17 protein-coding genes are annotated in these 20,421 nt (G+C 63.4%); 10 read left to right on the top strand and 7 right to left on the bottom strand.

Annotated elements, in window-relative coordinates:
- Positions 1–347: 347 nt before the first annotated feature.
- From ACN6KF_RS31000 to ACN6KF_RS31010, 3 genes are read right to left on the bottom strand one after another with little or no spacing between them, the layout of a single operon-like run.
- Complete coding sequence (locus ACN6KF_RS31000) at positions 348–821, bottom strand: DUF411 domain-containing protein (protein WP_434960723.1); 474 nt, start codon at positions 819–821, stop codon at positions 348–350.
- The gene (locus ACN6KF_RS31005; RefSeq protein ID WP_434960724.1) at positions 818–1,450 is read right to left on the bottom strand and encodes an SCO family protein; all 633 of its coding nucleotides are present in this window, start codon (positions 1,448–1,450) and stop codon (positions 818–820) included. Before ACN6KF_RS31005 ends, ACN6KF_RS31000 begins: the two co-directional genes overlap by 4 nt.
- Positions 1,447–2,463 (bottom strand): LysR family transcriptional regulator, encoded by a 1,017-nt coding sequence (locus ACN6KF_RS31010; RefSeq protein WP_434960725.1) that lies wholly within the window; start codon positions 2,461–2,463, stop codon positions 1,447–1,449. The genes ACN6KF_RS31005 and ACN6KF_RS31010 overlap by 4 nt, the downstream gene beginning before the upstream one ends.
- Positions 2,464–2,553: 90 nt before the next feature.
- Here ACN6KF_RS31010 and ACN6KF_RS31015 point away from each other — a divergent pair, with 90 nt between their 5' ends.
- The 3 genes from ACN6KF_RS31015 to ACN6KF_RS31025 all read left to right on the top strand — a co-directional run bounded on the left by ACN6KF_RS31015 (position 2,554) and on the right by ACN6KF_RS31025 (position 5,405).
- Positions 2,554–3,501, top strand: a complete 948-nt coding sequence (locus tag ACN6KF_RS31015; RefSeq protein ID WP_434960726.1) for an MBL fold metallo-hydrolase — start codon at positions 2,554–2,556, stop codon at positions 3,499–3,501.
- A gap of 13 nt (positions 3,502–3,514) precedes the next feature.
- Positions 3,515–4,519 (top strand): alpha/beta hydrolase, encoded by a 1,005-nt coding sequence (locus tag ACN6KF_RS31020; protein ID WP_434960727.1) that lies wholly within the window; start codon positions 3,515–3,517, stop codon positions 4,517–4,519.
- Positions 4,520–4,601: 82 nt separating this feature from the next.
- On the top strand, positions 4,602–5,405 hold the full coding sequence (locus tag ACN6KF_RS31025) for a CDP-diacylglycerol diphosphatase (RefSeq protein WP_434960728.1): 804 nt from the start codon (positions 4,602–4,604) through the stop codon (positions 5,403–5,405).
- Between the two features lie 198 nt (positions 5,406–5,603).
- On the opposite strand, the gene ACN6KF_RS31030 is transcribed toward ACN6KF_RS31025, so the two are convergent.
- Positions 5,604–5,987 carry a PaaI family thioesterase gene (locus tag ACN6KF_RS31030; protein ID WP_434961352.1) on the bottom strand — a complete coding sequence of 128 codons (384 nt, stop codon included), beginning with the start codon at positions 5,985–5,987 and terminating at the stop codon, positions 5,604–5,606.
- A gap of 389 nt (positions 5,988–6,376) precedes the next feature.
- Here ACN6KF_RS31030 and ACN6KF_RS31035 point away from each other — a divergent pair, with 389 nt between their 5' ends.
- On the top strand, positions 6,377–6,751 hold the full coding sequence (locus tag ACN6KF_RS31035; protein ID WP_434960729.1) for an SPW repeat domain-containing protein: 375 nt from the start codon (positions 6,377–6,379) through the stop codon (positions 6,749–6,751).
- Between the two features lie 125 nt (positions 6,752–6,876).
- Here the strand turns inward: ACN6KF_RS31035 and ACN6KF_RS31040 are convergent, their stop codons facing one another.
- The gene (locus ACN6KF_RS31040) at positions 6,877–7,833 is read right to left on the bottom strand and encodes a hydrogen peroxide-inducible genes activator (RefSeq protein WP_434960730.1); all 957 of its coding nucleotides are present in this window, start codon (positions 7,831–7,833) and stop codon (positions 6,877–6,879) included.
- Between the two features lie 358 nt (positions 7,834–8,191).
- Between ACN6KF_RS31040 and katG the strand changes: the two genes are divergently transcribed.
- From katG to glyA, 4 genes are all read left to right on the top strand, one after another.
- Positions 8,192–10,396, top strand: coding sequence for a catalase/peroxidase HPI (gene katG / locus ACN6KF_RS31045; RefSeq protein WP_434960731.1), 2,205 nt, complete (start codon positions 8,192–8,194; stop codon positions 10,394–10,396).
- 155 nt (positions 10,397–10,551) lie between these two features.
- Positions 10,552–12,375, top strand: a complete 1,824-nt coding sequence (locus ACN6KF_RS31050) for an FkbM family methyltransferase (RefSeq protein WP_434960732.1) — start codon at positions 10,552–10,554, stop codon at positions 12,373–12,375.
- Positions 12,376–12,726: 351 nt separating this feature from the next.
- Positions 12,727–15,420 carry a phosphoenolpyruvate carboxylase gene (locus ACN6KF_RS31055; RefSeq protein ID WP_434960733.1) on the top strand — a complete coding sequence of 898 codons (2,694 nt, stop codon included), beginning with the start codon at positions 12,727–12,729 and terminating at the stop codon, positions 15,418–15,420.
- A gap of 44 nt (positions 15,421–15,464) precedes the next feature.
- Positions 15,465–16,769 (top strand): serine hydroxymethyltransferase, encoded by a 1,305-nt coding sequence (gene glyA / locus ACN6KF_RS31060; RefSeq protein ID WP_434960734.1) that lies wholly within the window; start codon positions 15,465–15,467, stop codon positions 16,767–16,769.
- 106 nt (positions 16,770–16,875) lie between these two features.
- Here the strand turns inward: glyA and ACN6KF_RS31065 are convergent, their stop codons facing one another.
- Together ACN6KF_RS31065 and ACN6KF_RS31070 are read right to left on the bottom strand one after the other, a co-directional pair.
- On the bottom strand, positions 16,876–18,006 hold the full coding sequence (locus ACN6KF_RS31065) for an AbrB family transcriptional regulator (protein ID WP_434960735.1): 1,131 nt from the start codon (positions 18,004–18,006) through the stop codon (positions 16,876–16,878).
- Positions 18,003–18,572: a hydrolase gene (locus ACN6KF_RS31070; protein ID WP_434960736.1), complete on the bottom strand. Its 570-nt coding sequence runs from the start codon at positions 18,570–18,572 to the stop codon at positions 18,003–18,005. Before ACN6KF_RS31070 ends, ACN6KF_RS31065 begins: the two co-directional genes overlap by 4 nt.
- 119 nt (positions 18,573–18,691) lie before the next feature.
- Between ACN6KF_RS31070 and ACN6KF_RS31075 the strand changes: the two genes are divergently transcribed.
- Entirely contained in the window at positions 18,692–19,327 is a 636-nt protein-coding gene (locus tag ACN6KF_RS31075; RefSeq protein WP_434960737.1) for a TetR/AcrR family transcriptional regulator, read from the top strand.
- 67 nt (positions 19,328–19,394) lie between these two features.
- Entirely contained in the window at positions 19,395–20,252 is an 858-nt protein-coding gene (locus ACN6KF_RS31080; protein ID WP_434960738.1) for a MipA/OmpV family protein, read from the top strand.
- Positions 20,253–20,421: the final 169 nt, after the last annotated feature.

Raw genomic sequence — 20,421 nt, forward strand, 5'->3', positions numbered from 1 at the left:
GCAGGAAACCCGTAGAGTTCCGAGTGACTCACAAAGAACATCCGCTAAGATTGCGGCATATTATGGTAGTCTGGTGCCGGTAAGTATTTTTATCCAGAGTGCGATCGAAAAATTAATGTTCGTCGCCCGGCCACCTCACGCTTGTGGCTCTAGCCGCAAGTATGAATCGGCTGATCAACAGGGATCAATCTAACGCATCATCGTTGATTCGTCCGTGTGCATGCGCATCATTCACAGCCAAATCCGGTATCGAGCGGCGGGCAATTAGAGCGAATGCTGCACTGCAGCCAACATGCCGCGGCAAAGCGACGCGACCGGAGCCGGAGGCTGTCTTCGCGGGGCTGAGGTCAACGATAGCTGGCAAAGACCTGGGTGGTGCCATCCTTGCGCAGCAGCAGGACGCCGTATGGCTCGGCATCGGCGCTGCCTTCTCCCATGCCGGGCGAACCGACAGGCATGTCGGGCACTGCCAGCCCAACCGCGTCGGGGCGTTCGGAGAGCAGGCGTGCAATCTCGCGGGCTGGAACATGGCCTTCGACGACATAGCCGCCGATCAAGCCGGTATGGCAGGAGGCAAGATCCTGCCGCACCCCCAGCTGCAGCTTGCGCTGCTGCAGTTCGCTCGACGGGAGTTTCCGGACATCCGTCGTATAGCCTTCTCCCTGCAGATGGCGGGCCCACCCGATGCAGCAACTGCAGCCCTCGGTGGTGAGGATCTCGATCACGGGACCGGTGGCATGGGCGAGGCCGGGCAGAGAAACCAGTATCGCAATCGAAAGGCTTCGCAGAGGTCTCAGAACATATTTTCTCTTCATGTTCATGCCTTTGCCTCGATAATTCGACGTAGTTTCTGAAGCTTGGTCTCGCGCGGTTCATGCATGTCGAGCATGCTGGCAAACTTGCCGTCGGCACCCATAACATAGACGCCGGCGGTATGATCCATGCTGTACTCGCCGCCTTCGATCGGCACCTTGCGGGCATAGGCCGCGAAGGCCTTTACCACTGCATCCGTTTCCGTCCGACTGCCGCGCAAGGCCAGGATGCGTTCATCGAACGAGGTCATGTATTGCGCCAGCAGGTCCTGGCTGTCCCGTTCCGGATCGACGGTGATGAACAGGACGTTGAAGGCCCCGGCGGCAGGGCCGAGGGCACTCATCAGTTCGGTGAGATCGGACAGCGTGGTCGGGCAGACGTCCGGGCAATGGGTGAAGCCGAAAAAGGCGAGATAGGGCTTGCCGGCCAGCCGGGCATTGTCGATCACCTCTCCCTTGTGCGAGGTGAGCCGCAAGGGTCCACCCACCGCCGCCATGTCGATGACGGGCTTTTCGAGCGCAGACTGCTTAGGTTCGCCTTTCCATGCGTCCGGCAGCAGGGCATTCGCCCCGAGCAGAAGAGCGGCGACTGCGATCACGCTCCAGGCAGCGACGCGGATGACTTTCAGGGCGATCATTGTGCCGGTTCCTTACGCGGGCGTTGCCCTGCCAATTCCAATACCAATTTCTGTCGTCTCATTCGCTTTGGTGCGTCCTGGGCCGCCGCCTCGAAGGCAAGGAGCGTATCGGCGACCTCGGCCCTGAACCAGGACGAAGCCGGATCCTGATCGAGGCGGGCTGACCACACCATCGAAACCGCCGGCAACGTGAGATCGAGGGGAGCAGGGCCTGCCGTCAGGCCGAAGCGCGGTCCGTAAAGCTGTGCCATGCGGGTAGGGATCGTGGTGATCATCGGCGAGGCGGCGACGGTCGCCAGGACGCTCAGAAACTCGGACGATGCCGACACCACGTTGAGCTTGGCGTCGATGGCATCGAGGGCGGCCTCTAGACAGCCTTGCAGGCTGTCGGTCAGCGTGACCAGCGCATGCGGCAGCGCCAGATAATCGGCCAGGTTGATCGGCAGGTCGATATCGAGTCGGTCGGGATTGAAGACGCAACTCAAGGCCTGCTCGAACAGGAATTGTGCCTTGTGGCGCTGCGCAACGGCCTGGAAACAGCCGACGGCCAGGTCCAGCGTGCCTTCATCCAGCAGGCGATGAACCTCGTCGCTTCCCGTCTGCCGGCTGAGCAGCCTCAGGCCGGGTGCGGATCTGCGCAGGCGGGCCGTGAGCTCGGGTATCAGCAACAGCTCCACCTCGCTGGAGAAGCCGAGGCGGAATGTGCGCTCCTCCGTCGCCGGGTCGAAGGTGGAGGGCGCATGGAGAGCGGCTTGAATCTGCGCAAGGGCCACGCGAACCGGGTCGGCCAGGGCGAAGGCATAGGCGGTGGGCTGCATCACGGTGCCGACGCGGACGAAGAGTTCGTCCAGCAACAGCACGCGCAGGGTCGACAGGCTGTGGCTCATCGCCGGCTGCCCGACCTTGAGGCGGGTCGCCGCGCGCGTGACGCTGCGTTCCTGCATCAAGGCGTCGAAAGCCACCAAGAGGTTGAGATCGAAGGAACGAAGATCGAAATGGTTGATGTGCGACATGAGCCGTATCGATTTCTAATATGACATCGATAGCGCTAAATCCTGCATCGGACAATGCCGTCCTTCGAGGCGGTAGATGTGGAGCAGAATATGGAACAGGACACGGAACAAGCCCTCGGATCCTATCGGGTCGGCGCAGCCACCATCACCAAGATTCCGGAGTTGGCCCTCGAGGGGATCGATGCCGCTCTTCTCTATCCCGAGTACGATTCCGAGGCGGGAGCCGAGGAAGTGCGAAAGCTGGGCCCGGGATCGGTCGACCGGCAGACGGGGCTGTTGCGCCAGAGCGTTCACGCCTGGCTGGTCACCACCCCCGATCGGATCATCCTCGTCGATACGGCTTCCGGCAACGACAAGGAACGCCCCGGCCTGGCAGTGCTGCATCATCTCAATGAGCCGTTCCTCGAGCGATTAAGTGCGGTCGGCGTTGCTCCGGGTGACGTCGATCTGGTGCTGCTGACCCACATCCATGCGGACCATGCGGGATGGAATACGAGCAAGCTCGGAGAGCGATGGATCCCCACCTTTCCGAACGCCCGTTACGTCTTTTCCGCCCGCGAGCGCGCTTATAACGCGGCGCTCGCGGCGGCGACTAGCTCGGATGCAGCGATCCGGGCCGAAGCAAGCCTGGGGCCCATGGCTCGCCTGCCGCTTCCGGGCGTGTTCGAAGACAGCGTGGTTCCCATCCTCGAAGCAGGGCTTGCCCGTGAAATCGTGGTGGATGGTTCGGAAGTGGAGGAGGGCTTCTCCTTCTTTCCCAGCCCAGGGCACAGCATCGACCATGCTTCGATCGGCTTTCGCTCGGAAGGAGAATACGCCCTGTTCTGGGGCGATGTGCTGCATCACCCCCTCCAGGTCGCCAGACCGGATTGGAACTCGACCTATTGCGAATTCCCGCAGGCGGCCACGGCGTCACGCCAGTGGGCGCTGAACCATGCCGCCGAGACCGGCGCCCTCGTGCTGACCACGCATTTCGCCGAGACCTCAGCGGGCCGCGTCCGTCGTGACGGCAGCGCCTTCAGCTGGCAATTCGTCTGATAAGGAACCTGTCATGACTTCAGCCGATACCCTGTCGATGCCGCGCATCATTGCCCGGACCCTGCTGATCGCAAGTGATACGCCGGGCATCCAGTTGCAACTCCTCAACAAGCGACCGGACGGTGTGAGCACGTTCAGGTCCGAGCGCACTTTGGTGATGATGCATGGCGCCACCTTTCCCACCGCGAGCCTGTTCGATGTGCCGGTAGGCGAGGGCTCGTTCATGGATGTGCTGGCCCGCGCCGGATACGATGTCTGGGCTGTCGACGCCCGGGGCTATGGCGGCTCCACCCGTTTGCCCGAGATGGAACGACCGCCCGAGGACGGCGTTCCCCTGACGCTGGCACATACGGCAGTCCGGGACCTCGCCGCCGCGGTCGACTTCATCCGTAACGAGCGCGGCATAGCGCGACTCGGTTTGCTCGGCATGTCCTGGGGGGCGACGGTGGCCGGCATTCTTGCCAGCCAGCCGGATGCGCCGGTCGAGAAACTCGTGCTGGTGACGCCCCTCTGGCTCTCGGAAAAGCCGCTGCGCATCGATGCGGGAGGGCCGCTCGGAGCCTATCGCCTGGTGAGCCCGAGAGCTTTCGAGGCGGCATGGAAAAGCCCGGCACCGGAAGAGGCGAGAGGGACATTGATACCCGAGGGCTGGTTCGAAACCTGGGAGAAGGAGACGCTCGCGACCGATATGGGCTCGCCCATGCCCGGCACGATCAGGGCGCCCTCCGGTGCCGTGCAGGACGTGCGCGAGCATTGGACCGCTGGCAGGCCGCTCTACGACCCCTCGGACATAGGCTGTCCGGTGTTGCTGGTCGGTGCGGAGTGGGACATCGATGTCCGGTTCGACATGGCGCACGATCTGTTCGGCCGCCTCACCAAGTCGCCCTGCAAGCGCTTCGTCGAGATCGGGCAGGCGACGCATATGGTGCTCATGGAAAAGAACCGGGGGCAGGCCTTCGATGCGGTGATCGGCTTCCTTAATGAAGGTTTCATGCGGGGCGATTACTTGGCTCGGTAGCAGGCGGGCATTGGCGCGAGCTTGGCCTGCTCTGGTTTACGGGTCGGGTCGCCGAGATCGGCGGGCCCAAGGAGGCGAAAGCATGAGGGCGAGTGCGACCGGCTGGCGCAGAACCGGGATGACTCTCGCCATCCTCGCCACACTGGCCGGCCTGGTCCTGTTTTTCTTTCTCTCGCGCTTTCTCGATCCCGATGCCCTCTGGAAAATCGTCAACGGGCAATGCGTGCCGGAACAACAGCAGCAGGCCGAGCGCCGGCATTGCGCCGAGGTCGACATCAGCAAGGGTGTGGATCGCGGTTTCGCCGTCCTCAAGGACAATGCCCCGACAAAACCCTACAATTATCTGCTCATTCCGACGAAACGCATCACCGGGATCGAGGATGCGACCCTCCTGGCGCCCGGTGCCGAAAACTATTTCGAGCATGCCTGGGCCGCGCGGTCCTATCCCGGCGCAATCCTCAAGCGCGACCTGGATTGGAATATGGTCGCGCTTGCCGTGAATTCGGCGAAGGACAGATCCCAGAACCAGCTTCATATCCATGTCAGCTGTGTCAGGGCGGGCATTCGCAACGCCCTGAAGGACAATGAGGCGAAGCTTTCGGAAGGCTGGGTGCCCCTGAAGCCGACAGCGTCCGATCCTTCTTATCTCGTTTTCAGGCTGAAGCGGGACAACCTCTCCGGCTTCAATCCATTCCAGGCGGTTGCCGACGGCATTCCCGAAGCCAGGGCCGCGATGGGCTTTCAGACCATCGTGGTGGTCGGTGCGGTCTTCAGGGATGGAAGCAGAGGCTTCTACATCCTCAGCCGCCGTCGGGAGGATGGTGCGCCAGCTCATGGCGAGGACCTGATCGACCCGACTTGTCAATTGGTGAAGCAGGCGCAATAGGGTGGTTCGAGGGCGCTGCACAAGACGGGCCCAAGCTCTATGTCGAAATGAGTTTCGCCCTTATGGAAGCCGACCAGGGCATCCTTGGTTCCGTCTCGGTGGCGCGTGACGTCACAGAGAGGATCGAACGGGAACGGCAGGCGCGGCCCGATAGAGAGGTTTCAGGCGCCTGGAGCCACCAAATCCAGGACATGGCACTCAATCGACGATGCCGTCCCTGCCTTCGATCGCCATGAGCGTCGCGGTCAGCACGGCGGTCAGCCGTTCCTTGCCCTCGCTCTGCGCAAAGACTTCGGCCTGTGCAAGCGTCAGCGTGCGCCCGGCCTTGACCACCTTGCCGCGCGCCACGATACGCTCGCCCGCCGCCGGGGCCAGGAGATTGATCTTGAACTCGACCGTCAGCACGCCCTGGTCCATCGGCATCAGGCTGAGGGCAGCATAGCCTGCCGCGCTATCGGCAATGGCGCTCACGGCTCCGGCGTGAACGAAGCCATGTTGTTGAGACACCGCGCTGCTGGGCACGAGAGCGATCTCGACCCGGCCCGGCAACACGCCGGCCAGCGTTGCCCCGAGCGTATCCATAAGGCCCTGCTTTGCGAAGCTGGCCCGAATGCGGGCTTCGACCCGCGGGATTTCCAGTTCCGTCACCTAGCCTCCATTCGGATAGTGCTCGATGGGGCATTATCCATGATGCGTCTCGCTGGCACCACATTATTTGAAACTCAGCCGCTGATGCCTCGATGAAGTCGTACAAGAACATGCTTCCGGCCTACCGAAAATCCTGATCGGAAAACGTCTTGCATTCTACGTTGGATGGGCCGGCCAGGATAATAAGACGCATTGAAGTTACTGGGCTTTCTTGAGATAATGATGCCAGTGCAAAGAACGCCTGCCGAGGATGTTCTCAAGCAAGGCACGGTTGTCCTCGCGGGCGTTTGAGCAAAGCTCATGGCCTTGAGAGGAGGCGCATTATGGCAACGTTCAACGTCATGGGGCCCTTGGGGCTTTTGCAACACCGACGCTGGGAGGACATCGCCTTGATGATCCTCGGCGTCGCGATCGCCATCTCTCCCCTATGGTTCGGTAGCACCGAAACGCCCACCGTGATGCTGGTCACGGCCCTGGTGGGCGCGGCCGTCGTGGTGCTTGCCGGGCTGGAGGTGGTGTTCCTGCGGCGCTGGGAGGAAATCTTGTCGCTCGCCTGCGGTCTGTGGCTGGCAATACAGCCATTCGTGTTCGCCTATGGTTCACCGCTGCGCAACTGGCACATCGTGCTTGGGGCGCTCGTGGCCATACTCGCGATCCTGGAACTCTGGCAGGATCGCAATCGCGATATGGCGGCGTAGGTTGCGTCGGCAGCGCGATAGGGCGGGGTCTCTTGTGGGCCCCGGCCTGTTCACACGAGTGTCCTCGACCAAACCCGGATTATGCTCGGGCGCTCTTGCCGCGACTAAGGGGCTCCAAGGATCAACTACGAGGCGTGGGACCCGGCAGGTGAAAGCAGCAAATCGGACAGGCTCTGGTCGTGGCGCAGTCTCAACAGATCGGCCGCATCGCGTACCACTTTCGAGATTTCCAGGAGTTGTTTGACGAGGGGGCTGGTCTTGCGCCAGATCATGCCGATGGTGCGCGAGGGTTGGGGATCTGCGAAACGGGCGATGGAGACATGCGCCGAGCGTGTTTCCATCGGCACTGCCATTTCCGGGATCAAGGTGACCCCGATACCGGCCCCGACCATTTGAACAAGTGTCGACAAGGAACTGCCGTCCAGCAATTCGCGCGTCCGCAGGGATGGGGCATTGCAGAAGGCGAGCGCCTGATCGCGGAAGCAGTGACCCTCTTCCAGCAAGAGCAGCCGCATCTCGCTGAGCATTTCCCGGTCCGGCACCGGCTTTCCCTCGTCCTCACTCGGCCTCACAAGCACGAAGCTTTCGGCGAACAACGCGACCTCGTTGAAGGACGGCTCCGATACCGGCAAAGCGACGATGGCGGTATCGAGACGCCCGTCGATGAGTTCCTGAATCAGTCGGGGCGTCACAGTCTCGCGCACATGGATGTCCAGGCCCTCATGCGAGCGGGCGAGATTGCCGACGAGGGTCGGCAGCAGATAGGGAGCAACCGTCGGGATGATGCCAATGCGCAGCGGCCCGACCAGTTGGTCCTGCCAGGCTTGGGCCAGGTCTCCCAACGCCTCGACTGCGCGCAGAATGTCGCGGGCCCGTGTGGCGAACTCGTTGCCGAAGCTGGTGAGCCTGATCTGGCGCGCGCCTCTTTCGAACAGCGCCAGGCCCAGGCCTTCCTCCAATTCCTTGATCTGCATCGACAAAGCGGGCTGGGAGATCGCGCACGCATCCGCCGCCCGGCCGAAATGGCTATGCCGGACCAGTGCCTCGACATAGCGCAACTGCCGAAGCGTCAGATTTTTCATAAGCTGACCTTATCACAATAATCGGAAAAGCTGACTTAAACTGATGAGAGAACTCTAGTAAAGCTCTAAACGGGGGCGATGAGGCGAGTCGGATGTGACCCAGATTCCGCGTTGTGATCCCCGAGACATGTCGCCTCGAAGGCGCACAGAATTCGGGTGGCTGCGATTAATGTCGTTTGCAGGGTGTTCTATTGCGGTCAAGCAGTTGGCGAGAAGCCATGCCGCGTTCGTGAGCCACTCTCTCATGGGCCACTTTGTCATGGACCATGACACGCAATTGTCTTTCTGAGACGCGATAGTTCCTGGCCAAAGTCCTTGGCCAAGCAAATTTCATCAACAAGAACCATTGGAGACGATCATGGACGGAAGCGATACGCCGACCCCCGGCAAGTGCCCTGTTGCGCATGGGGCGCGTCCCGGCTTTGAGGTTCGCTCGAACCGTGACTGGTGGCCGAACCAGCTGAACCTGAAGATCCTGCACCAGCATTCTGCCCTGTCCAATCCGATGGGCAAGGCGTTCGACTATGCTGAAGAGTTCAAGAAGCTCGACCTTGCCGCGCTGAAGCAGGACCTGTTCGCGCTGATGACGGATTCGCAGGACTGGTGGCCGGCCGATTTCGGCCATTATGGTCCGCTGTTCATCCGCATGGCCTGGCACAGCGCCGGCACCTACCGCACCGGCGACGGGCGCGGCGGCGCCTCCTCGGGCACGCAGCGCTTCGCCCCCCTCAATTCGTGGCCGGACAACGTCAATCTCGACAAGGCCCGCCGCCTGCTCTGGCCGATCAAGCGCAAATACGGCAACCAGATCTCCTGGGCCGATCTGATGGTCCTGACCGGCAATTGCGCCCTGGAATCGATGGGCTTCAAGACCTTCGGCTTTGCCGGCGGCCGCGAGGATGTGTGGGAGCCCGAAGAGGACATCTACTGGGGCACCGAGAACGTCTGGCTCGACGACAAGCGCTACACCGGCGACCGCAATCTGGAGAACCCGCTCGCCGCCGTGCAGATGGGCCTGATCTACGTCAATCCGGAAGGGCCGAACGGCAATCCCGATCCTCTGGCGGCGGCGCGCGACATCCGCGAGACCTTCGCCCGCATGGCGATGAACGACGAGGAGACGGTGGCGCTGATCGCGGGCGGCCATACCTTCGGCAAGACCCATGGTGCCGGCGATGCGGCCAATGTCGGTCCCGAGCCCGAGGCGGCCGGCATCGAGCTGCAGGGCCTGGGCTGGCACAACAAGTTCGGCACGGGCAAGGGGGGCGATGCCATCGGCTCGGGCCTTGAGGTGACCTGGACCTCGACGCCGACCAAATGGAGCAACAACTTCTTCTGGAACCTGTTCGGCTATGACTGGGAGCTGACCAAGAGCCCGGCGGGTGCCCATCAGTGGCAGCCCAAGCACGGGGCGGGTGCCGGCTCGGTGCCGGATGCGCATGACCGCTCCAGGCGCCATGCCCCCTCCATGCTGACCACCGACCTGGCGCTGCGTGTCGACCCGGCCTATGAGAAGATCTCCCGGCATTTCTTCGAGAACCCGGAGGCCTTCGCCGACGCCTTTGCCCGGGCCTGGTTCAAGCTGACCCATCGCGACATGGGCCCGCGCGCCCGCTATCTCGGCCCGGAGGTTCCGGCCGAGGAGCTGATCTGGCAGGATCCGCTGCCGGCTGTCGACCATGCCCTGATCGACGAAAAGGATGCCGCCGATCTCAAGGCCAGGATTCTGGCTTCGGGCCTGTCGATTTCCGAACTCACCGCCACGGCCTGGGCCTCGGCCTCGACCTTCCGCGGCTCCGACAAGCGCGGCGGCGCCAATGGCGCGCGCATCCGTCTCGCCCCGCAGAAGGACTGGGAGGCCAACCAGCCGGCGCAGCTGGCCAAGGTGCTCGCCACGCTGGAGGAGATCCAGCAGGGCTTCAATGCGGCGCAGGCCGGCGGCAAGAAGGTCTCGCTCGCCGACCTGATCGTGCTGGGTGGCAATGCCGCGGTCGAGCAGGCGGCCAAGCAGGCCGGCCATGAGGTGACGGTGCCCTTCGCACCGGGCCGCACCGATGCGAGCCAGGAGCAGACCGATGTGGAATCCTTCGCCGTGCTCGAGCCGGTGGCGGATGGCTTCCGCAACTATCTGAAGACGGACTACAGCGTGCCGGCCGAAGGGCTGCTGGTCGACAAGGCCCAGCTCTTGGGCCTGACGGCGCCGGAACTCACCGTGCTGGTCGGGGGCCTGCGCGTGCTCGACGCCAATGCCGGCGGTAGCAAGCATGGCGTGCTGACCGACCGGCCAGGGGCGCTGACCACCGACTTCTTCGTCAACCTGCTCGACATGGGCACGGCCTGGAAGGCGACCTCGCCGGCCGAGGACGTGTTCGAGGGCCGCGACCGCGCAACGGGCGAGGTGAAGTGGACCGGCACCCGCGCCGACCTGGTATTCGGCTCCAACTCCCAGCTGCGGGCGCTGGCCGAGGTCTATGCCAGCCAGGATGCCAACGCCAAGTTCGTCACCGACTTCGTCGCCGCCTGGACAAAGGTCATGAACGCGGATCGCTTCGATCTGGCGTGATCACCGTGAAGGTTGCCTGGCTCCGTCGGGAGCCGGGCACAGCATGGAAAGCCACCCTCACAAAGGGTGGCTTTTCGCGTTCAGGGCAGGCTTTCTGGTTGCCGATGCTGCCGATATGCTCCAGTGGCGAATGAAGCGCGGTGCGAGGATTGCAGATGCCGATGTCCAATTTTCTCAAGGACCTGCTGGCGCGGTTCCCGCTCGAGCTCGGCTGCGGGGAGGTGGGAACCCTCAGCGAGTCGGCCCTGGATCATCTCGACTGGCGCGTGCGGGAAGCTGCCGCAGCGGGAGCCTTGCGCAGCCTGGAGACGGGAACCGGCCATACCACGCTTCTGCTCGCCCGCTACGCCAGATGGCACAGCGTCTATGCCGGCGGCGAGCAGGCCACATTGCCGGCGGGCAGAGGCTTCACGGCGGAAAACATCACCTGGATCGACGGCCCGGTTGCCAGAGCCATGCTGGTGCAGCCGCCGCAGGAGGAAGTCGACATCGCCGTTCTCGGCGGCGCCGACGGCTATCCGGCGGCCGATCTTGCCTTCGCCGCCATCCGCGAGCGGCTGAAGCCGGGCGCCTTGCTGGTGATCTCGGACATCCGCATCCCCAGCGTCCATCAACTCTATCGCTTTCTTCTGACAGACGACGCCTTCCAACTCGACAAGGTGGCCGTTACCACCGCCTTCTTCCATTACCGGTCGGGAGCCGAGGCCAAGGGGCTCGCCGCAACCTGGTGGCAGCAGCGCTATAACGCCCAGCTCTTTCCGGCCTTCGCGACGGGGGAGTTGGAGGTTGGAGCGAGCCTGCCCGTGCGCCTGGCCTTCGATGCCGTGCTGCATCGCCGCTCGCCCCACCTCCTGCGCGGCTTTGCCCTGGAGGATGGCCGTCCGGTCAGCGAGGGTCGCGAATCCCATCTCACCTTGAAGTTCGCCGAGCCACAAACGGGAAGGCGGCGGGTCGTCATCGAGCTCGAGCCGATGGCGGTCTCAGCGCGGCGGCAGGCAGGGCTTGCGCCGGGTGTCACGATCCGCGTCGGGTCCTGGGAGGCTGCCTCGATCCGGTTCGAGGATGACCGGCGTCTTGCGGTCGCGTTCAGCCTGGATCCGAAGGCGGAGGACCGGCTCGACCTCGTCTTCCAGCACGAGGGCCTGCCCATGGCCGACAGGAGCCTGAACGGGCGGCAATGCAATTTCCGCCTGCATGCTCTCGAGGTTTCCGCCGAGCGGGCGGATGCACCGGTCAATCTCGTGCAGCGGGTCGACGGCTCCGTGATGTCGTTCGATCAGGCTGGCCGGCGGTTTTCCTTTTTCGTCGATGATCTCGGCGATTCCGTGCAGAACTTTCATGTCCACGGCCGCTTCTACGAGCTCGATGATCTCGAAGCGCTGCGAACCTTGGTTGGCAGCAAACCACGTATCCTGGAAGTCGGCGCGCATGTCGGCAACCACACGGTCTATTTTTCCCATTTCTTCGACGCAGCCATCGTCGTGCCTGTGGAACCCAATCCACGCTCCCAGGCGATCCTGCGTCTCAATTGTCAGCTCAACCATTGCCGGAATGTCGATCTCAGCCGCGTCGATCATGCGCTCGGAGCGAAGGCCGGGCGGGGCAGGGTGGTCGCGGTGGCGGACCACAATTCGGGCGGAGCAATGGTCGAGCCCGGGAATACCGGCCCTCTTGCGATCGTCAGGGGTGACGACCTTTTCGCGAGTGAGGATTTCGACCTCGTCAAGATCGATGTCGAAGGCATGGAGTTGGAGGTCCTCGTCGGTCTCGACGGCCTGATCGAGCGCTGCCGCCCCCTGCTGTTCATCGAAGTTCGGGGCGACCATGAAACGACCCTGGAGCGCCTGCTCGCCTCCTGGCATTATCGGATCATGCGGCGAAGCCGGATGTATGAAGGGCTGACGAACGTCGTTGCGCGCTTCGAAAAGGAGGCGGAAGCCTCCCCGCTGCGACGTTTCGGCTGGGTGTTTCGCCGTTGATCCCGCCATTCTTTCTCGTCGTCCCTCTATGATTGAGGGGATGAACGCGTGGCGGCAAGAAATTCTCCTAAAATACTATTTAATAAAATTTTTGTAATGAGACATGATGCGGAGCCATTGGTGTGGCTGGCCACGAGTAGGCGCGGCCACAGTCTTGCACCATCCGGGCGGCCAGTCTTTTCACCACCCGAACGAACAGGATTTCTACCCGTCCGGGCGTTTCCAACCGCGGCAAAACGCGATCTGCTAAGCCAACCAAAAATCCCCAGGACGAAGCATTCGGGGGAACAGGCAAGAGGCCGGTGTCGGGCTGCCTGCGGTATCATGGATGGATGACGGGGGACGCCTTGGATGGATGAGAGCAGGCCACTCAGTTTCCGCGAGGACGTGCGCAGCCTGCTGTTCAGGCTGCTCCTTTCTGTCGTCAGTGAACGCGAGCCTTCTCTGGCCGCGGTGCTGGCCGGCACCGAGCCTCTGGATAGGCTCGACAAGAAGCAGCGCATCTGCGCGCTGCAGGCGACCGGAATCTGGTTCCAGCTCGTCGCCATTGCCAACGAACTCCTCGCCGTGCGCGCTCGGCGCGAGCTCGAACAGATCGGCGGCGCCGACGAAATCGTTGGCTCCTTTTCCAACGTGCTGGGCGAGATCGCCGCCGCCGGCTATCCGGCCGAGGAAGTGCAGGCGGCGCTCGACCAATTGTGGGTCGGGCCGACCATGACGGCACACCCGACCGAAGCCAAGCGGGTCACCGTTCTCGAGATCCACCGGCGCATCTATCGCAAGCTCACCGAGCTGGAACAGCATCGCTGGGCGCCGCGCGAGCGCGAGCAGCACGTCAACGACCTCGCTAGCGAGATCGAGCTGCTGTGGATGTCGGGCGAATTGCGGCTCGAACGGCCATCGGTCGAGCGCGAAATCGCCTGGGGCCTCCACTTCTTCCGCGAGGTCATCTTCGAGGCGACGCCCCGGATCTACGAGACGGCCAAGGAGGCACTGGGGCGCCACTACCCGGAATATGACCTCAAGGTACCCTCCTTCCTGCATTTCGCCTCCTGGATCGGCGGCGACCGCGACGGCAATCCCAATGTCACGGCCAAGACCACGGCCTATGCACTCGATGCTTGCCGCCAGGCCGTCATCGGCTGGTATATTCAGCAGGTGCGCCGCCTGGTGACCTTGCTCAGCGTCAGCGCCAACGTCGTCGACATTCCCGAGGATTTCGGCCAGGCCCTGGCGCGCCTCCTGAGCTCGACGGGCACGGCATCGGCCGTGACGGCACGCAATCCCGGGGAGCCCCTGCGCCAGTTCGCGGCGGGCATGCTGGAGCGTCTGCGCGCCCTGCGCAGCGAGTCTCTCGCCGAGCCCTATGCCCGGGCGGATGCCTTCAACGCCGATCTCGGCGATCTCGAAAACGTCCTCATCAAGCTTGGCGGCTCGCTGACGGCGCGGCGCCTCATTCGCCCCCTGCGCCAGCAGGTCGAGAGTTTCGGCTTCCGCACCGTCGCGCTCGACATCCGCCAGAATTCCACGGTCGTCAATCGCGTGCTGGCCGAGTTATTCGGCCAGATCGCGGCAGACGAGGTGCCGCAGCCAGAAACCGGGCAATGGAGCACTCGCCTGCGTTCCGAGCTGCAATCAGGCAGGAGACCAACGCTTGATCGGGCAGCCTTGTCCGACGAAGCCCGGGAATTGCTCGACCTCTTCGACGTCATCCGCGACGCGTCGGTGGATCCGAGCACAGGCGCCATCGGTGCCTTCATCCTGTCGATGACACGCTCCTGCGACGACCTGCTCGCTGTCTATCTGCTCGCCCAATATAGCGGCCTGGCCACGGCCGCCGACGGCAGCGGCACCATCAACCTGCGCGTGGTGCCGTTGTTCGAGACCATCGCGGATCTGCGCGCTGCCCCCGACATTCTCGACCAATTGTTCGGGATTTCGATCGTGCGCCGATCGGTGCGCGAATTCGCCAACCGCCAGGAGGTCATGCTCGGCTATTCCGACAGCAACAAGGATGGCGGCTTCCTCGCTTCCAATTGGGAGCTGAGCAAGGCCCAGCGGCGCATCGCTGCGCTGGGTCTCAAGCGCAAGGTCAAGATCAGCTTCTTCCATGGCCGTGGTGGCTCGGTCAGCCGTGGCGGGGCGCCCACCGGCCGCGCCATCGCGGCCCAGCCGGCCGGCACCATCGACGGGGTCATGCGCGTCACCGAGCAGGGCGAGGTGGTGTCGTCGAAATTCGCCAATCGCGGCACCGGCCTCTACCAGCTCGAGATCCTGGCCGCGAGCGTGTTCGCCCACTCTGTCAAGTCGCGTAACGAGAGCGAGCTCAAGGACATCCCCGAGTTCAACGAGGCCCTGGAAGCGCTCACCGGCATGTCGCAGGCTAGCTATTCCGGCCTGATCCGCGAGCCCGGCTTCATCGACTATTTCAACCAGGCCAGCCCGGTCGAGGAATTGTCGCTGCTCAAGATCGGATCGCGCCCGGCGCGGCGCTTCGGCGCCCGCGACATCTCGGATCTGCGCGCCATTCCCTGGGTCTTCGCCTGGAGCCAGAACCGGCACCTGATCACCAATTGGTATGGCATCGGCAGCGCGCTCAACTCCTTCGTGGGCGTTCGCGGCGATGCCGGCCTCGACCTCCTGCGTCAGATGTTCGAACGCTCGCGCTTCTTCCGGCTCGTCGTCGACGAAGTGGACAAGGGGCTCTACCAGACCGACATGGAGATCGGGCACCTCTATGCCTCGCTGGTGCAGGACAACGAGGTGGGTGAACGCATCTATCGCAAGATCGCGGCCGAATATGACCTGACCCGCAAGATGATCGGCGAGGTCAATGGCGGACTGGCCCTTTCGGAGCGATTTCCCTCTTTCAAACGCCATTTCGACCAGATCCGCCCGCAGATGGATGCGATCCACCGCCTGCAGGTTCAGCTTTTACGGGAAGTCCGTACCCAGGACGGCCAGTCCGCCAGCCCCAAGCGGGCGGTCAATGCCCTGCTGCTTTCAATCAACTGCATCTCGGCCGGGCTCGGTTGGACCGGCTGACGATGGTCATATCAGCGCCTCCGGGCACCACAAGGGAGAGTTTCATGGATAGCCCCGTCAGATCAGGCAGCACCGATACCGGCCATTTCTTTCGCGACACACTGTCCAAGGCCGATCCGGCGGTCAGCGGTGCCATCGGCCGCGAGCTTCATCGCCAGCGCGAGGAGATCGAGCTGATTGCCTCCGAAAACATCGTCTCCAGGGCGGTGCTTGAGGCGCAGGGCTCCGTCCTTACCAACAAATATGCCGAGGGCTATCCCGGGCGCCGCTACTATGGCGGCTGCCAACATGTCGACGAGGTCGAGGAACTTGCCCGCGAGCGGGCGCGGCAGTTGTTCAACTGCAGCTTTGCCAATGTGCAGCCCAATTCGGGCAGCCAGGCCAACCAGTCGGTGTTCATGGCCCTGATGCAGCCGGGCGATACTTTTCTCGGCCTGAACCTTGCCGCGGGTGGCCATCTCACCCATGGTGCGCCCGTCAACCAATCGGGCAAGTGGTTCAATGTGGTTTCCTATGGCGTCGACCCCAAGACGCATCGGATTGATCTCGACGAGGTGCGTGCCCTCGCCAAGACCCACCGGCCCAAGCTGATCCTGGCCGGTGGCTCGGCCTATCCGCGCATCATCGACTTCAAAGCCTTCCGCGAGATCGCCGACGAGATCGGCGCCAAGCTGTTCGTCGACATGGCGCATTTTGCCGGCCTGGTTGCAGGCGGCGTCCATCCCAATCCGCTCGACCATGCCCATGTGGTGACCACCACAACGCACAAGACCCTGCGCGGCCCGCGCGGCGGCATGGTGCTGTCGAATGACGAGGACATCGGCAAGAAGATCAATTCGGCAGTCTTTCCCGGCCTGCAGGGAGGGCCCCTGATGCACGTCATCGCCGCAAAGGCCGTCGCCTTCGGCGAGGCGCTGACGCCCGAGTTCAAGACCTATGCCGCCAATGTCGTTGATAACGCCAAGGCCCTAGCGGAGGGACTGTCCAGTGGCGGCGTCGACATCGTGTCTGGCGGTACCGACACCCATCTGATGCTGGTGGATCTCACCCGCAAGAACCTCACCGGCAAGGCGGTGGAAGCCGCGCTCGGACGCGCTCACATCACCTGCAACAAGAACGGTATTCCGTTCGATCCCCAGGGACCGATGGTCACCTCCGGCGTACGTCTGGGCACGCCGGCCTGCACGACCCGCGGCTTCATGACCGAAGAGTTCAGGCAAGTTGCACGCCTGACGCTCAAGGTGATCGACGGTCTTGCCGCCGATGGCGAAGAGGGCAACGGCGCCGTGGAAACCGGCGTGCGCGAGGAGGTGCAGGACCTGCTCGCCCGCTTCCCAATCTATGATTAAATCAGAGTGAAGTGGAAGGCCATGGCCATTGTCCAAGTCATGGCCTTCTACCCGCTGCCGTGGCCTGGGCCTGCAATTCTGAAAACGTGCCGGTGTCGAGGGCGCGTCAGTTCGGATCGTTGAGATCGACCGGCCCGGCCTCGGAAACCGGCCGGCCGAGCGTATCGGCCACCCATCGCGCCACGCTCGGGCCGATGACCAGCACGATGATCAGCCGAACCGTCTGCAAGGCCATGACGAAGGGAGTGTCGACATGGGTCGAGGCCGCGATGATGGCGGCCGCATCGACCCCGCCCGGGCTGGTGGCGAGATAGGCCGTCAGCGGATCGACATGCAGGAAGATCACGAGCAGCCAGGCCAGAAAACCGCAGAAGGCCATGAGAAGGACGGTAGCGCCCACGCTCGGCAGCAGGGCCCGGGCGGCTGCGGCCAGGATCTGCGGCGTGAAGCGCAAGCCGGTGTTCCAGCCGATCAGCGTATAGCTCGCGATGAGCACGATCGGCGGCAATTCAATCCGGACCCAGCCCAGCACATTGAAGAGCGCGCCGAGTGCCAGGGGGCCGAGGAGCATGCCCGCGGGGATGCGCAGGAGGCGGCCGATGCCGCCGCCGGCAAGCGCGATCGCTGCCGTCGCCAGGAGATCGCTGAACGCCATCGGCGGGAAAAAGCCGGTCGCGAAGCGGCCGCCGCCGTCCTGAACGAAAAGGAGGGCGATCAGCGAAGCGGCCGCAGCCACCAGAACCACGCGCAGATATTGCATGAAGGCGACAAGGCGGAAATCCGCACCATAGGCTTCCGCCATCACCATCATCACGGTGGCGGCGCCCGGCAGCATGCCCCAGACTGCCGTGCTGCCGGCAATGATGCGCAAGCGGCTCATGCCCCATCCGATCAGCGCGCTCGCGGCGACGGCAAGGCCCACCACGGCACAGAATACCGGCCATTGCCGGGCAACGCTGGCAAGGATCGTCGGATTGATCGCCTGGGCGATGAGGCAGCCGATCACCATCTGTGCTGCTGCGTTCAGGGACGAGGGAACCTTGACCGATCCACCCGCCATCTGGAGCAGGACGCCGGCAGACAGGGGCCCGAGCATGAAGGCCGCGGGAAGCTTCAACCCTTGCAGCAGGGCCGCAAGCAGGATGGAACAGGCCAGCAATGCGGCCCAACGCCGAGCCGGCGGCGTGGATTGAAGAGAGAGACGGGCAAGGCCCGGCCATCGAGCCGGGCTTTTCATGGCTGGAGCATGAACTCGTCGGCCTTGGTCACGCGGGCGAGGAGCGGGAAGATGCGTTCGACGGCGAAGGCATGCATGTCTGCAGCGCGGCCCGTGCAGGCGTCCTCCACCAGCACGACGGCATACCCGTGCTCATGAGCGGCGCGGGCGGTCGACTCCACGCCGATATTGGTGGCAATGCCGCCGATGACCACGGTGGTGATGCCGCGACGCCTCAGCTGCAGGTCGAGTTCGGTGCCGTAGAAGGCGCCCCATTGGCGCTTGGTGACCCGGAGATCGGAGGGTTCTGCAAGGCCGTCGGCCAGATCGGCCCAGCCGTCGGGAAAACCGCCGGGCGGTATTTTCATCGGCTGATCGACCGCCCCCTTGGGCGCGTCGCCGAAATCCGGAGAAAAGGCGACATTGACGAGAATGACGGGGGCGCCAGCGGCGCGAAACCGCCTGGCCAGGAGCTGCCCTCTGGCAAGCACGTCCGAGCCGGAATAGGGCTCGGTCGGCGTACCGACAATGCCCTTTTGCAGATCAATCAGAATGAGGGCCGTGGTGCGGGCGGGTAGGGCGAGCATGGAACCATCCTTTCGCCGGGTTCTCGACCGTCCTGTGCCGGGTTGCACCGTGCGGGGAAGGTCGCTATTTATTTGAGGAATTACTCAAGCAACATATCTATTTGAGGATGGGCTCAAATTTGTCAAGCCAGAAACGCAAAACCCTGGCGCCGCAGCGCGAGGTCGGCCGCCAACGCGTGGCGGAACTGCTGGAGGCGGCGGCGGAGGTGATCCAGGAGCGCGGGTTCGAAGCGACGACGATGGCGGAGATCGCCCTTCGCGCCGATGCCCGCATCGGCTCGCTCTATCGCTTCTTTCCCAGCAAGGACGCGGTGGCGGATGCCCTGATGGACCATTATGCGACGGTCCTTGCCGCGGCCTATGATTCCGTGCGCGACCAGGCAGGACGTGTCACGCCGGAGGAACTGGCGGACCTCCTGATTGAGCTCCTGGTAAAGCTTCATCCCAAGGCACGGGCCGTCACGGCCTTGTTGGATTCGAGGACGGATTGGACGCAGATCCGCCTCCGCTTCCGCGCCCAGGCTCTTGCCGGCGTACGCGCAGCGCTGAAGGCCAACGCGCCAGGCCTGGCCGAGACCGAGGCGGACGATATAGCGGCGGTCGTGCTCAACAACATGAAGACCATGGTCGGCATGATGCGCAGGGATGCGCCCACGACCCGCGGTGCTCCCGACCAGCTCAGATTGATGAACCGTCTCTATCTGGTAGCCAGCCTGGCGCAATCGCGTCATGCCCATGAAATCTTAAACCTCTAGCCTGATTTTGCTTGTCAAGGCGATGGAAGGTACCGCAAGTACGATCCAGTTTGAGGATGCCGCGTCCATGCGTTCGAGTGTGTTGCCCGTTCTAGCTTTCCTTGGTCTGGGTGCCGGTTCGCTCGTCTCCGGCTTGCCGGCGCATGCCGATGAACGCTCTCCCTATTCGGTACTGAACTTCTCCTCGCAGCCTGATGCCGGTCCGGACTGGATCGTGACATTGGGCGTTGGGGTTCAGTACGGGCCGACCTATGAAGGCGCTTCGAAAACCAGCGTCACGGTGCTGCCCTCCGATTTCGACATCAGGCGCGCCGGGGAAGCGCCAGGCTGGGGCGCCCCCGACGATGCGTTCTCCTTCGCCTTGTTGGAGAGCCATGGCTTTGCCATCGGGCCCGCGGCCGATTTCCGCGGTGGCCGCTCACGGTCGGATGAGCGGGACCTCACCGGGGTGCATACGGTACCCGCGACGCTGGATGCCGGCCTGTTCATGGAATATTGGCTGATCGAGAACCAGTTGCGCGCCCGGGCGGAGGTACGCCAGGCCCTGCGGGCGGGGCAGGGGCTGGTCGCTGATTTCTCGGCTGATTGGGTGCAGCCCTATGGCGCCTTCACTTTTTCCATAGGCCCGCGCCTGTCGGTCGGCAACGGGACCTATATGCGCTCTTCCTTCGGCGTGACGGAGCGCGATGCCCTGCGTAATGGGCAGGTGATACCCTACGACCCCTCGGCCGGCATCAAGGCCTATGGCGCCCTCGCTTCGGTTTCCTATCAATTCTCGCCAGCCTGGAAGGCTACGGTCTACGACAAGTTCGAGCGCCTGACGGGCGATGCCGCCGACAGCCCGGTCACAAAGCGCTTCGGTTCGGTCAATCAGAACACGGTCGGCCTCAGCCTGAGCTATTCCTTCGGCCTGAAGTTTCGCTAGAACGCGCTTTACGCCAAGACTTGTTGAGATTCAGGCTTCCCATTGAAGACTGATTACGATTCAAGCTTTGGGTGGAACGATTTGTACTGCCCCCCACGCGCCTACCATGAGCGGAACGTCGATCGTGACTTTCGCGCGGCTTTCCAGGCGAACTTCAGGATGGGGGCGG

Origin of the sequence: Labrys methylaminiphilus subsp. lupini (assembly GCF_051161885.1) — a bacterium.
Classification (GTDB): Bacteria; Pseudomonadota; Alphaproteobacteria; order Rhizobiales; family Labraceae; genus Labrys.